Here is a 15434-nt window from a genome sequence, read left to right on the forward strand (position 1 = left end):
AATCATTGAATCCATTGCGAAGTCTTATTTCATTACAATATTGTCGCATAATTATACTTTTTAACTTTTTTATTTCATACTGTGTATATTGTTGTTCGGAGTCTATTTGCTTATATTTGTCACAAATAAATACATATTTGATAATGTCTGAGACAAGAGAAATAAGCATGAGAAATATTTGTTTTATTATTAGCCTTTGGGTATGTATATCGGGATTATCAGCTAATAATATACAACAAATAACAAACAGGGATGGTTTGTCGAATAGTGCAATACTTTCTATGCAACAAGATAAAGACGGCTATATGTGGCTCGGAACTTGCGATGGTTTAAACTTATACAATGGAAAAAATGTGCAGGTATATAAACCTACTGGAGATAAAATTAATTTGTCGGGTAATCTGATTGAAAGTATTCTCGAAACAGAAGATAATATTTTATGGATACATACAAATTATGGACTGAACAAACTCAATAAAAGAAATTGGCAGCTATCGGCATACAACCAATTCAAAGGTCTTTATTTTATCGAAAAGGATAAGCATAATATTGTATATATTATCAATGAGAATAGTTGCATTTATTATTATCATCAGGATTCTGACTCATTTAAGAAAATTACGGTATCAGGGTTAGTATACAATCAAATTATCGGATTCACTATTACTTCAGAAGACATCATGCATATTTTTATGCGGGATGGTAAGAATATAAGTCTGACAATCAATAGAAAAAACACCGGGGAGGTTTTGTTGATAAAACAGGACCCATTTGAACATGCCCCCGGGTTAATCTATTGCTTCCATGAAAAGGAAACCCCGGATATTATTTATTTCGTAGATGAAACATATACTTTGTATGAATATAACTTTGTCTCTAAGAAAAAATATTATATATCGAAGCTGGAAAAAGAAATAAAAAGCAGGGGTATTATTTCTTCCATCATAAAGTTGCACGATGATTTTTTCATTGGGTTTAAAACAAACGGTGTCTTGAAATTAGAAAACATCAGCGATAGTGTAAATAAATATAAAATAGAAGATATCGGGATAAAGTCCGGGATCTTTTGCTTGGTAAAAGGCAGGTATCAGGATGTTATATGGATTGGAACAGACGGGCATGGTGTATATATGCTGTCAAATAATATATATATAATGCGTTCCTATCCTCTTTCGAATTTTATTCCCAGAATAGATAAGCCTGTACGTGCACTTTTTATGGATTATAACAGGGATCTGTGGATTGGAACCAAAGGCGATGGAATAGCCAAAATAAACAAGTTTGAAGTTGATAAAGATTTCTCCTCTCACAAAACGGAATATATCACAACTTCAAATAGCCGGCTGACAGATAATTCAATTTATGCTTTTGAAAAAAGTAGACATAATATTCTGTGGATAGGAACTGAACTCGGGCTAAATTATTACTCATATGACCGTGATGAAATAAAGAGACTGGATTTTATCGCCGACGGAGAGGATGTGAAATTCATACACGGAATATGCGAACTGAATGATTCTACCTTGTGGATTGCTACGGTCGGTACCGGTATTGTCAAAGCACGACTAAAATGGGCAGGGAATACCCCTTATGTTGAATCGGCAAACAGAATAATGATAAATGACGGTACTAGTTTCTGTAATTATTTTTTTACAATTTATAATGATTCTGTAAATTCTACATTATGGTTTGGGAATAGGGGATACGGAGCTTTTTACTTCGAACCCGAAAATCTTCAATTGAACAATGAGAATTTTTATGATTTGTGCGAAAATCAAACTATAAATGATATCTATGCTATCAATTCCGACCTAAACAATAATCTTTGGTTTGGAACCAGTTATGGTTTACTGAGAGAAACAGCCAGTGGAGAACGTAAGCTTTTTAATCAGAAAGATGGACTGCCTAATAATACCATTCATACAATATTAACTGACGCCCGGGACAACCTGTGGTTAAGTACGAATCAAGGTATTGTACGTTTTAATATCAACAAAGAGACCTTCCACTTGTATAATAAACATAATGGAATACAGATCGTAGAATTTAGTGATGGCGCAGCATTCAAAGACAGTAAGACCAATAATCTGTATTTTGGGGGAATCAATGGCTTTGTGGTTGTATCCGAAACAAATATTCAACAGCAGGATTTTCTACCTCCTATTTATTTTGGGGACTTAATGATATATGGTAGTAAAGGGAATCTGTACGACTATATTATGGACGAAGAGGGTTCAAATGTATTAAGGCTCTCTCATAATCAGAATTTCTTTTCCTTGTCATTTACTGCATTAGATTATATCAACGGATATGACTATAATTATTACTACCAACTAGAAGGGTTGAGTAAACAGTGGATAGATAACGGAGCATCTAATTATGCTTCTTTTACGAGTATACCTCCCGGTGAGTATATATTACATGTGAAATATAAAAATAAACTTACGGGAATAGAAAGTCCCGAATATTCCCTGATTATCAAAATTTCTCCTCCCTGGTATATGTCCTGGTGGGCCTATCTGGCATATACTGTCCTAATCTTGATCTGTATTATATACATAATAAAAGAAATATATGTACGTAACGAGAGAAAGAAGAAAAATGCTATAAGAAAGCTTCAGCAACAACACCAGGAAGAAGTTTATGAATCTAAACTACGCTTTTTTACAAATATAGCGCATGAGTTTTGTACGCCACTGACCCTTATTTATGGGCCATGTAATAATATTTTAACTTATCTGGGAACGGATAATTATATTAAGAAAAATATATTACTGATTCAGCGAAATGCAGAACGGATGAACGACCTCATTCAGAATCTGATAGAATTCCGTCGGATAGAAACAGATAATAGTTCTCCCGTCATCGAAAATATAGATGTATCTACTCTCATAAAAGACCTGAGCGAGTCTTTTTGTAACTTCTCCGAATCCAAAAAGATTATTTTCAAACGTAATATACCTCGCAGCCTTTATTGGAACTCGGATAAGAACTTTTTATATACAATTGTTACAAATCTGATTTCCAATGCATTCAAATATACTAATCAAAACGGGACTATATCTTTAGATATATTTGAAGAAAATGAAGAACTATGTATTGTTATCACCAATACCGGAAAAGGAATCAAAGACCAGGATTTAAGCCGTGTTTTTGACCGGTACATGATATTGGATAATTTTGAGAACCAGGACAAAATAAAAGGCAGTTCCAGAAATGGATTAGGATTGGCTATCTCCTATAATATGGTAAAATTACTTGATGGTACTATTGATGTTGAAAGCACTGTAAATGAAAATACCCGTTTTACTGTACGGATTCCTCAAAAAGAGATAACCCAGCATGCGGAAACAAGTAAGATTGGAAATATTTTACATGAAATGAAGCCTGTCATAGAATATGACGCTATAATACACCCTGATCAAAATCAATTAGATCAAACTAAAATGACAATCCTTGTAATTGATGACGATTCTGAAATATTATGGTTGATATGCGAAATTTTTAAAAATGAATACAATGTTATTCCTGTCAATAATTCTACAATAGTCGAGGGCTTATTGCTTGAAGTATCTCCTGATATTATTATCAGCGACATAATGATGCCTCAGATAGATGGTATTTCCTTAACTGAAAAAATAAAAGCCAATAAGAGGACGGCACACATCCCGATGATACTTATTTCAGCCAAACATTCTACCGAAGAGCAGATAAGAGGATTATCTACAGGGGCTCAGATGTATATAGCCAAGCCATTTGATCCAAATTATCTGAAAACATCTGTAAAATCTTTACTTTCGCAGGACGAAGCCCTAAAAGATTATCTGGACTCGCCAATGAGCGCATTTGTGTTAAATAAAGGGAAACTAACGCATAAAGGGAATATCGAATTTATACAGAATATATTAAGTGTTATAAATCAAAATATTCATAACCCAAAGTTATCGAGCCAATTCATAGCTGCCGAGTTGAACATAAGTCCTCGGCATATGTATCGAAAATTAGGCGAAATAGATTGTGACAGTCCTTCCGAAATGATAAAAGAATCCCGAATGCATATAGCCCACAAGTATCTTCTAAATAGTCAAATGACAATAGATGAGATCGTCTATAAATCCGGATTTACAAACAGGGCGACTTTCTTTAGGCTATTTTCTCAAAAATATGGTTGTACACCAAAAGAGTATAGGGATAAGAATATAAGCAAATATAAATCCGGTAAAAAAAGATTTGAATAATGTTACCGGTAAAATAACGAATATGGAATAAGGAAGCAAAGTGCTATAGAACAATGTCGTTATAGAATGAGCCTTATAGGCAGATTGAAATACAATGCTTTACTCCTTTTTCTGATGCTTTATAGATGAAGCCCGGACGGATAGAATACAGGGAATTGTGATCTGTTCAACTTTATTATTCCCTTTTATGTGTTTCAGTAGTAATTTGCAAGCGGTTTCGCCCATTTTGTAGGTTTGATGCGTAACAGCTGTGAGTGGAGGTTCTACATAATTAGAATGGACCTCGTCTGTATAACCAATCAGAGAGATATCTTCAGGAATGCGTAAATTATGTTCCCTGATGGCTTTCATGGCTCCAAAAGCCAGGCTGTCTGTCATTCCTAGTATTGCATCAGGAGGCTCAGGCAATGATAATAAAGCATGTGCCCCATCATATCCCGATTCGTAGCCGATTTTTTTACAATAGACAAGTTCCTTTTCTATTGGTATTCTGTAATTCCTAAGGGCTTGCAGATAACCATGCTTCCGTTGCTTTACAATTTCCAGATGATTGGCTCCTCCAATAAAACCTATGCGTTTCGAACCCGTTTCGATAAGGTGGCTGACGGCATGAAATGCCGAATCTTCGTTATCTGTTATAACTGAAGAAAACTTTCTGATCAGGCAAACCCGGTCAAAAAACACAAGGGGTATATTCTGGTCATATAGGGCCTCGAAATGAGAGTAGTCTGTAGTTTCCTGAGAGAGACATACTATAATACCTTCTACCCTTATATTAATGAGATCTTCGAGACATTGCATTTCGAGTTTATAATTTTCGTAGGAAGAAGTAATGATTATTGAATACTCATTTTTTCTGGCAACATCATTTATGCCGCTAATGATGGATGAATAGTAATGGGTTACTATATCGGGAACTATTATACCGATTATGCGCGGTGCATTCTTTAGTAAGCTCATAGCAAAGGGATTAGGCCGGTAGTTCCTTTTCTTTGCGAGTTTTTTTATTTTCTCTTTCATTTCCATGCTGATTTCAGGGCTATTTTTAAGTGCTCTCGAAACCGTGGAAATAGAAACTCCTAGTTCTGAAGCCAGATCTCTTAATGATATAGGGCGTTTTTTATCCATGCGAAACAATTAATTCCTGAAAATACAAAATAGCTTCGAGTTACGCAAAGGTTTGCGTTCTGTTTTCACTATAAATTGATTAAATGAAATTTACAAAGCTATATTTTTGGGTACATAAACCTTAAATAAATCCGTATCGTGGAATATAGAGAAATTGGTAAAACAGGAATGAAAGTGTCCAATTTGAGTTTTGGCGCTTCCTCATTGGGGGGAGTCTTTCATCCTGTAAAGGAAAAAGAGGGGATTGAAGCCGTATATACAGCAATAGAAAACGGTATTAATTTTATTGATGCGTCTCCTTATTATGGCCATTTAAAAGCTGAGATTATACTGGGAAAAGCCTTAAAAAATATAGACAGAAGCGAATATTATCTTTCTACAAAAGTAGGAAGATATGGAAAAGACGGGCTAAACTATTGGGACTATTCGGCTAAGAAAGCAAGATTAAGTGTATACGAAAGTATGGAACGCCTCCATGTCGATTATGTGGATCTTATTAATATTCATGATATCGAATTCTCCGATCTGGAAATGATCTGTGCAGAAACTCTTCCTGCATTGGTAGAAATGAGAGAGGAAGGCATTGTAAAGAATGTAGGATTAACCAATCTTACCCTTAAGCATCTGAAATATGTAATTGACAATGTGCCTCTTGGAACAGTAGATAGTGTATTGTCATTCTGTCATTATTGTCTCAATGATGATGAACTGCTTGATTATCTCGACTTCTTTGAAGAAAAAGGAATCGGTGTAATCAACGCGTCCCCTTTTTCTATGGGGCTGCTCACCGAAAGAGGCGCCCCGGAATGGCACCCTGCACCAAATCCCTTGAAAGATTTATGCAATAAGGCTATGGAATATTGTAAGGGGAAAGATACCTCTATAGAGCAGTTAGCCATTAGTTATTCGGTTTCCAATCCCCGGATTGCAACTACCTTGTTCAGTACATCCCGTTCCGAAGCAATACTTCAAAATATCAGGTGGGCTGAACTGTCATTGAATGAAGAGTTACTGAAAGAAGTACGCTCCATACTAAAGTCCCGTTTCCGGGATACTTGGCTGAACAGTTGATGTTTACCTGGTTGAAAAATATAAAATCTGAAATAATCGTAATAAAATCTAATAGCCAAAAGGTAAAAATGAAAGCAGTTACTATAATAGAAAGTCAAAAGGTTGCTGTATTGGAAAAAGACAAACCTGAATTAAAACAAGGGGAAGTCCTTGTCAAAATCAAATATGTAGGCTTTTGTGGTTCTGACCTCAATACTTATCTGGGGAAGAATCCAATGGTGAGGTTACCTGTGATTCCCGGTCATGAGATAGGCGCTGTTGTGGAAGATATATCGGTTAATGTGCCTGAATCTATTAAAAAAGGTATGTCTTGTACGGTAAATCCTTATACCAATTGTGGATATTGTCCTTCTTGCCGAAATGGCTGTCCTAATGCCTGCCAGCATAATGAGACTTTTGGTGTACAGCGCGACGGGGCCATGTGTGAATATATAGCTGTACCCTGGCAGAAGGTGATAGTAGATAAAGATATGAATCCCCGTGATTTCGCTTTGGTTGAGCCTATGAGTGTCGGCTTTCATGCTGTTGCCCGTGCAGCAATAACAGACATAGATAATGTATTGGTTATAGGGTGCGGTATGATTGGGGTAGGAGCGATTGTCCGTGCCGTTTTGAGGGGAGCAAGAGTTATCGCGATGGATATGGATGACGAGAAACTGGCCTTGGCTAAACGCTTAGGGGCAGTTAATACAATAAATTCAAAGACTGAAGATGTCCATTCCCGTTTATATGAGATTACCAACGGCTCGGGCCCAGATGTTGTTATAGAGGCTGTTGGCGCTCCGGTGACTTATCAGACTGCCATAAATGAGGTCGCTTTCACAGGGCGGGTTGTCTGTATAGGATACGCTAAAACTGAAATAGCTTTTGAAACAAAATATTTTGTGCAAAAGGAACTGGATATCAGAGGTTCAAGGAATGCTATGCCTGAAGATTTTCGGGCAGTGATTGAATATATGAAACGCGGCACATGTCCGAAAGATGAGCTTATAACAGCAATATATAGACCGGAAGAGGCACAGAAAGCACTGGCTGGATGGGCTGAAAATCCGGGTAAGGTATTCAGAATACTCATTGAATTTTAAAAAAGAAGATCTATGGATTTCAAGATAATAGATGCTCATGCGCACCTTTGGTTAAGTCAGGATACGGAAGTAAATGGGCAGAAGATAAAGGCATTGGAAGGTGGACAGTCTATTTTTATGGGAGAGATTCGTCAGATGATTCCCCCGTTTATGGTAGATGGAAGGAACACGGCAGAAATATTTCTTGCGAATATGAATTACGCACAGGTCTCTGCCGCCGTTATTACTCAGGAATATATAGATGGCCTGCAAAACGCTTATCTGTCGGAGGTAGGAGAGAAATATCCCGATAGATTTATGTGTTGCGGGATGTTTGATGTAAGGCGGCCTAATTATATAAAGCATGCGAAAAAACTGATAGGACACGGTTTTAAAGCCCTCAAAGTTCCGGCTCACCGCTTTTTCTTACCCGAAGGCAGGCTTTATTTAACATCAGACCCGATGATGGAGATATTCAGGCTAATGGAAAAGAACGATATCCTCCTGTCTATTGATCTGGCAGACGGAGCGGAACAGGTCGGGGAAATGAAGGAAGTAATAGCAGCATGTCCTGATCTGAGAATAGCAATTGGCCATTTTGGGATGGTGACCCGTGAAGGGTGGCAGGAACAGATAAAGCTGGCGCGGAATAAGAACGTAATGATAGAATCGGGAGGGATCACCTGGTTGTTTAATGATGAGTTTTATCCCTTTACCGGTGCCATAAAAGCCATACAGGAAGCAGCCGGGCTGGTAGGAATGGACAAACTGATGTGGGGCTCGGATTATCCACGCACTATAACGGCTATTACCTACCGTATGTCCTATGACTTTGTATTAAAGTCAAAGAGTCTGGCCGATGAAGAAAAGGCCATGTTTTTAGGAGAAAACGCAGAGAGATTCTATCGCTTTAAAAGCCTGATAGACCTTCCTTATATCAAAAACATGTCCGAATAGATATATTATCCGGAACAAACCAGGAAAACGTCATATAACAGCCATGAACAACAATAAGAAGAATACCTATACAATAGCACTTGCGCTTATCTTCAGCCTTTTCTTTATCTGGGCTATCAGCAGTAATCTTTTGCCGACAATGATACGTCAGTTGATGAAGACCTGCGAACTCAATACTTTTGAAGCATCATTTACAGAGACAGCCTATTGGCTGGCTTATTTCATATTCCCAATCCCTATAGCAATGTTTATGAAGAAATACAGCTACAAGGCCGGCATTATATTCGGCTTGTGTCTGGCCGCAATGGGTGGGCTTCTGTTCTTCCCTGCTTCGATCATCAGGGAGTATTGGGCATACTTAGGTATATTCTTTATTATCGCTACGGGAATGTGTTTCCTTGAGACGGCGGCTAATCCTTATGTTACGGTTTTGGGGGACCCGAAGACGGCGCCCAGGAGGCTGAACCTTGCCCAGTCCTTCAACGGATTAGGTGCTTTTATTGCGGCTATGTTCCTGAGTAAACTTGTACTTAGCGGACAAGAATACAGCCGTGAGACTATTCCTGCCGATTATACCGGCGGGTGGGAAGGTTATATTCAGTTCGAGACGGATGCGATGAAGCTTCCCTATCTCATTCTGGCCGGTGTACTGATCGTGATAGCTGTTGTATTTGTCTTTTCCCATCTTCCTAAAATCAAAGAAGGAGATCATGAAGAAGGACAAAAGAATGATGATAAGCTTATCGACTTTAAAGTGCTGAAACGATCTCATCTCCGTTGGGGAGTAATTGCCCAATTCTTTTATAATGGAGGACAGACGGCTATCAATAGTCTGTTCCTGGTCTATTGCTGTACTTATGCAGGAATGGCCGAAGGTACAGCAACAACATTCTTCGGGCTTTATATGCTGGCTTTCCTGCTTGGGCGCTGGGTAGGGACCATGCTGATGGTAAAGTTCAAACCGCAGAATATGCTTGTGGTATATGCGCTGACCAATATTGCCTTATGCGCGGTGATTATGATATTTGGCGGAATGGCCGGCCTATACGCTATGCTTGGCGTTTCGTTCTTCATGTCGATTATGTATCCTACCCAGTTTTCGCTGGCTCTCGAAGGCCTGGGGAAGAATACGAAGAGCGGCTCGGCCTTCCTTGTAATGGCCATAGTAGGAAATGCCTGCCTGCCACAACTTACGGCTTATATCATGCACCATAATGAACAGATCTATCAGATAGCTTATATCATTCCGCTTATCTGCTTTGTTTTCTGTGCATATTACGGATGGAAAGGATATAAGGTCGTGGATTGATTTGGTTACGAGTTACAAGTCGTTTTACGCTCTCAGTGCGTCAATCTACTTGTAACTCGTAACTGCCTTAGGGATTGTAACTACCTAACAGCTCTTAACCACACCGACATATCGTAATTTCCCCGGTTGTTCCACGCATAATACGGAATAAGGCTTATATCAACATCTTTGGCCGAATTATTAACCTTACGATACAATTTGCCATCCCATTTGTTGTCAGTGAGCATACGGGCTTTTCCTGTCAGCGTTACTACCTTACTGTTATCTATACTGATAACTTTTGGCGTTAATCTTATATTCGTAGGAATGAGGATGTCATGTATTGATACCCCTTCCGGCAGGTCGTTCCCTTCCATACAGTAAACCAGCGGGCCATACATTACAGCTATTTGGTTGCGGTTCTCCTCAACCATCGGATTCGATTCTACCAATCTGGCTTCGAATGGCATATCCAGTTCTATAATGTCACCATTCTTCCATGTGCCGTTTACCTCTGCATAGCTTCCCGGAATCACTAGTATATCCGTAGCTTTACCATTTACCTTTATGGAAGCATTCTCGCACCATTCAGGGATACGCAGGAATATGGAGTAAGGTTTTTCCGGAGCCTTTTCTATTTTCATGCTAATATTTCCATCCCACGGGTAATCCGTCGTTTGCGTAATATGAATGTCAGAACCATCGGCTCCCTTGGTTCTTAAAATATTGCTACCATAAAGATTACAATAAACACCTTTACCGGAAGTCGTGTATGCATAGCTGTTAGCTTCCGCTATGGTGCGCACAGTGTTAGGCGGGCAGCAGAAACAGCTGATATATTCCTGTCTGAAATTACCCCAGCGCATTTGGTAAGGAAATTCATGAGTGCGGCTTAATGCGTTTGTATAGAAATACTTCTTACCATCAAGGCTGATGCCTGACAGGATACTATTGTAGTATGTCTGCTCCATAATATCGGCATACTTGGAATCGGCAGAAAGTTGGAGCATCCTGAAATTCCACAGCATATTGCCTATATTGGCACAGGTCTCATTGTGCGCTGTCTCTTGCGGCAACTGATACGCCCGTCCATACGATTGATGTACTTTCTGTATGCTGTCCGGCTCGTAAGCTGTTCCGTCGGGAGAGGTACCATCATATAAAGCACCGCAGCCGCCTGTTATATACATCTTCCGGTAAGTAACATCGTCCCAGATCGGGTGCAGGCAATCCAAAAGCGTTTTATCTCCGGTTTCAAGATATACATCGGCTACACCTGCATACAGGTAGTTGGCGCGGACGGCATGTCCCATAGCTACTCTTTGCTCGCGGAAGGGAATCCTGTCCTGATTATCATCTGTTCCGTTTTCTACCATCCCCCGAATGTCTATAAGGCTTTTTGATAATTCCAGATACTTCGGGTTTCCGGTTGTCCGGTACATCTCTACTACTCCCATGTAATGAGACGGGCAGATGGCGCTTCTTGCCAGTTCGTTAGTTGCTGTTTTATAGAAACTATAAAGGAATTCTGTAGTCTTTACAGCCAAATCCAATAGCGATCTTTTGCCTGTAGCCCTGTAATGTACACAACCGGCTGTCATCAGATGTCCCATATTATATGTTTCGAAATGAAGCCTTTCCTCAAATCCTTTTTTTACTCCGGGATTATTTTTGTGAGCGACGATCGTGGCAGTATGGATGTATCCGTCTTCACGCTGTGAGAGCCGGATTGTTTCGATAAAACGATCCATCAACTCATCCAGCTTCGGGTCTTTGGTAATGGCGTAAACGGCGGCGGCGCCCTCAAGCCATTTATACATATCGCCATCGAAAAAAGGAGGGTCTTTGTGTTCACCTTCTTTCAGGCCGGCGGCAACTTCAAAATTGCGGTAAGCATGACTGAGTTCGGGGTTGTCGAATATACGCCACATATTGTAAAGCATGGTGTCTTTACATACATCGAACCGTTCGGCCCAGAAGCCTTTTGTCCAAACTACATCGCTCAGATCTACGCTATGCATCTTTGCATAGGGGCTTTTGGTCGTGTTAGTAAGTCCTTTTGTCTGACCTGATGTTGTTGCTGCGAAAAAAAGGGATAGAAAAAATAAGGATAAACTTTTAAATTTCATTCTGTATTGTATTTTTACATATATTGACTTTAAAAAGTAACAGAAGTAACAGTTTTTTAGCTATTAGCTGATAGCTTTTAGCCGTTAGCTTTTTGAGAACCTTCATATTCTGTCATGTTGAGCGGAACGAAGCATCTCTTCCTTAAAAAGTTTCTCTCGCAAAGATGCAAAGTCTAACTCATCACTTATCGCCTTGTTCACGTTTATTAACTACGTTTAGTTAAAACCTGACATATCTGACACTTTTTTTACTGTTTTTGTCTTATGTTTTTTATATTTATTAACTATATATTGTTAAAAGGTAACAAAGGTAACAGATATATCAGTGAACAGTTAGCAGTTAGCAGTCATCAGTTAACAACTCGTATCTCGTATCTTGTCTACTCGTAACTTGTAACTACCCGTAGGGCGAAGTAACTCGTAACTGTTAAAAGGTAACACCTTTTTAGCTATTAGCTAATAGCTGTTAGCCAATAGCTTATGTATAAAACTTGACAAACTTGACACATTTCCTACTATTTTTTATCTGTTACTTTTTTCCCTCTCTGTAAGTCCCCCTTCGGGCAAGGCTGTTAAGTTCTGCATTCTTATACCCTCTGTGTCATGTTGAACGAAGTGAAACATCTCCTAAATCGAAAAAGATCCTTCGTTTCACTCAGGATGATAGCAGAGAATAACAGAATAAAACGTAGAACTTAACAGCCCTGCCTTTTGGGGATTGAAAGGGCTCGTTCATTCTTTCAAAGAACTATCAGCTAATAACATAGATAAAGTTTTCAATTTCTGATTAACATAACTTATATGCTGCAATCAAATTTATATTCGCCCGAACCTACCGATTGTGTCTTTCCGTCGGGTAAAACTACGGTAGCCCTGGTATTTACAGGAACGAGCACAGTCAGGTAAAACTTACTGTCCTTCCGTTGCCATTCCACTTTAATATCGCCATAAAGGGTTTTATGCCCTGCTTTTACCCATGTCAGATCGCCGACAGGCTGAGGTTGTACGGTAAATTCCTGAAAGCCCGGTGCTGCCGGTTCTATCCCTGCCAGACTGCGGAAAAACCATTCATCTATCTGTCCCATCATAAAGTGGTTCCATGACGCGCCTTTGCGTGGGTCCCATTGTTCGGTCAGTGTGGTCACTCCGTATTTTATCTGGAAGCCATATCCGGGAGCATCATAATGATTGTTCATAAGGTACATCAGTTCGTTTTCACCATTCAGAGCCAAAGCCTGAAACAGGTAACGATTACCTACATCACCCGTAGTCAGGCGGTTTCCTCTTTGAGCAATATCTTTTTTCAGATTGTCCATTACAGCCTGCTTATGTGCCGGCTCTACCAGATCCATAAATATGGCTACGGCATTACAAAACTGGCTGCCCGAACCATATTGTTTAGTATCCTTGTTGAAGAATCTGTTATTGAAAGCATTTCTTATCTCATTTGCCAGGGAACCGTATCTCTTTTCATCAGAGCTGTTTCCTGTTAGCTTTGCTATTTCAGTAAACAAATGAGTGACATAGAAATAATGTGCTGTCGCGGAAACCTCTACAGGGCTGTTTTTAGAGAATCCTGCGCGGTGCTCGCCATAATCGTACCAGTCGCCAAGTCCGTGGGAAACAATCTGATTTGCCGACATGGACGTCAGATAATCCACGTAACGTTTCATCACATTATAATACTTGCTAAGTATGCTTTTGTCCCCGTAAAATCGATAATACATCCACGGCATGATAACAGAAGCGCCTCCCCATTCTGGAGAATCGCGGAATACTTCCAGGCCGTCGCCGAATACTACATACTCGGGTACAATATTTGGTATCAGCCCGTTCGGTTGCTGCCCGTCTTCCATATCCTGCATCACCTTGTTGAACATTTGGGTGAGGTTCCAGTTGTAAAGCAGTCCGGGGCCGTTTAGATGGGTTTCTTCCAGCCAGCCTAGTTTTTCACGATGCGGACAGTCAGTGAACACAGCCTGCATATTACTCTTTACCGCGTTTTTTATCAGAACATGAGCCTTGTTGAATATCTCATTCGATGATTGGAAATAGCCGTTTTCTTCGACCGAATTGTAAATAAAATGGGACTTTATGTCGGTGACGGTCGGTTTATCGTTACTGTAAGACAGTATATTTGCCCCGTCTACCTGTATATATTGGTATCCATAGTAGGAGAACTCAGGATGCCAGCTTTCTTCACCATCTCCTTTCAGCGTGTAGTAATAGGTATAGGGACCACCCGATTGCTTTTGGGAAACAAGGCCTGTTTCTTCATTCAATAGTTCGCCGACTGTTAATTTTACCGTTTGTCCGGCCTTTCCTTTTACTTTGATCGACGGATAACCCGAAAGATTTTGCCCCATATCCAGTACATAGCTTGAATCTATTCTGGTCATTTTTACCGCACTATATTCTTTCATACTGCGGACATTGGTGACTTGTTGCGCTCTTAATGTGCCTTTAGGAGCTTCCTGCAAAACCACCGGTTTCCATGTCCTGTCATCGAATCCCGGTTTGTTCCACCCTTTTTGTTCCACCCGGGCATCATAGTCCTCACCGCCATATATATCGTTGAAAGTGATGGGGCTTAACGAATATTTCCATGTTTCGTCAGATAAAATTATATCTTCCGAACCGTCACTGTAATATACATGCATTTTCAGGAACAGGGTAGGAGGACCGAACGATATCCACAATTTACGGTAGCGGTTGCCTACCGCATTATAAAAACCATTGCCTAGTGTGACGCCGATAGCATTTTCACCGGAAAGCAAAAGTGAATCTACCTGATAGGTATTATAATAAACCGTTCTGTCATAATCGCTCCATACAGGGGTGAATATATCTTTGCTCACACGTTTACCATTCAGATAAAGATTGTAATGTCCAAGCCCTGATACATGAACGATGGCTCTTTCTACTTTTTTATATGAATTGAAAGTCTTCCGCAGACTGATACTTCGTAAAGCCAACGTATCTATCTTGTCATACACTTCCTTGTATTCAGGCTTTTTGAAAGAAGGCCCGTGAAGATCGCGGCGGCCGATCGGTAAGTTTGCTTTGGCTCGGCTGATAGCGCCTATCCATTGTATTTCAGATGAAGAAAATGCAGGGGCTGTTTCGAAAAATGAAGATTCACTTTCTGTCATCTTCCCGTTCTTATCCCACACTTTTACATTCCATATATAGCGGGTATTGCTTTCCGGTTTTTTGCCTTTATAGGGAACCAGTTGGCTCTGGTTCGATTTCACCCTTCCCGAATCCCATACTTTATTACTGCCGTTCATTACTGTAATCTGATATGCAGTCTGGCAGTCACCCTTTTCATCTGATGTCAGCAGCCACCCGAACCGCGGGCTATCGGTATCTATAGCCAAAGGTGCCTGCTGCATCTCTACGGTGAGGTTTGAAATGCCGATTGAAAAAATATTTAAACAAATGAGTAAGGCTACTATGTTTACAGTCAGTCTTTTCATATATATGATATTTCAATATTTCAAAATTTCAGGTCTCAAGATTTCAAAAGTACAAGCCTTCATGGAGTTATTTGTGTGCC

The 15434-nt window shown here is 39.7% G+C and carries 8 protein-coding genes; 5 read left to right on the forward strand and 3 right to left on the reverse strand.

Annotated features, from left to right (window positions below):
* The first annotated feature begins 167 nt into the window (after positions 1 to 167).
* Positions 168 to 4238 carry a hybrid sensor histidine kinase/response regulator transcription factor gene (locus ACFO6W_RS19875; protein WP_379999682.1) on the forward strand — a complete coding sequence of 1357 codons (4071 nt, stop codon included), beginning with the start codon at positions 168 to 170 and terminating at the stop codon, positions 4236 to 4238.
* A 99-nt stretch (positions 4239 to 4337) separates the two neighbouring features.
* On the opposite strand, the gene ACFO6W_RS19880 is transcribed toward ACFO6W_RS19875, so the two are convergent.
* Positions 4338 to 5366: a LacI family DNA-binding transcriptional regulator gene (locus tag ACFO6W_RS19880; protein WP_379999684.1), complete on the reverse strand. Its 1029-nt coding sequence runs from the start codon at positions 5364 to 5366 to the stop codon at positions 4338 to 4340.
* A gap of 138 nt (positions 5367 to 5504) precedes the next feature.
* On the opposite strand from ACFO6W_RS19880, the gene ACFO6W_RS19885 reads away from it, so the two are divergent.
* The 4 genes from ACFO6W_RS19885 to fucP all read left to right on the forward strand — a co-directional run bounded on the left by ACFO6W_RS19885 (position 5505) and on the right by fucP (position 9767).
* Positions 5505 to 6437, forward strand: a complete 933-nt coding sequence (locus ACFO6W_RS19885; RefSeq protein WP_379999686.1) for an aldo/keto reductase — start codon at positions 5505 to 5507, stop codon at positions 6435 to 6437.
* 68 nt (positions 6438 to 6505) lie between these two features.
* Positions 6506 to 7522: a zinc-binding alcohol dehydrogenase family protein gene (locus ACFO6W_RS19890; RefSeq protein ID WP_379999688.1), complete on the forward strand. Its 1017-nt coding sequence runs from the start codon at positions 6506 to 6508 to the stop codon at positions 7520 to 7522.
* Positions 7523 to 7534: 12 nt separating this feature from the next.
* On the forward strand, positions 7535 to 8458 hold the full coding sequence (locus ACFO6W_RS19895; RefSeq protein WP_379999690.1) for an amidohydrolase family protein: 924 nt from the start codon (positions 7535 to 7537) through the stop codon (positions 8456 to 8458).
* A 43-nt stretch (positions 8459 to 8501) separates the two neighbouring features.
* Entirely contained in the window at positions 8502 to 9767 is a 1266-nt protein-coding gene (fucP, locus tag ACFO6W_RS19900) for an L-fucose:H+ symporter permease (RefSeq protein WP_379999692.1), read from the forward strand.
* 80 nt (positions 9768 to 9847) lie between these two features.
* Here fucP and ACFO6W_RS19905 read toward each other — a convergent pair whose 3' ends face one another.
* Both ACFO6W_RS19905 and ACFO6W_RS19910 read right to left on the reverse strand, forming a co-directional pair.
* Positions 9848 to 11875 carry an aceric acid hydrolase gene (locus ACFO6W_RS19905; protein ID WP_379999694.1) on the reverse strand — a complete coding sequence of 676 codons (2028 nt, stop codon included), beginning with the start codon at positions 11873 to 11875 and terminating at the stop codon, positions 9848 to 9850.
* A gap of 797 nt (positions 11876 to 12672) precedes the next feature.
* The gene (locus ACFO6W_RS19910; protein ID WP_379999696.1) at positions 12673 to 15354 is read right to left on the reverse strand and encodes a glycoside hydrolase family 78 protein; all 2682 of its coding nucleotides are present in this window, start codon (positions 15352 to 15354) and stop codon (positions 12673 to 12675) included.
* Between the last annotated feature and the right edge of the window lie 80 nt (positions 15355 to 15434).

This window comes from Dysgonomonas termitidis, assembly GCF_042654545.1.
Taxonomy (GTDB): Bacteria; Bacteroidota; Bacteroidia; order Bacteroidales; family Dysgonomonadaceae; genus Dysgonomonas; species Dysgonomonas termitidis.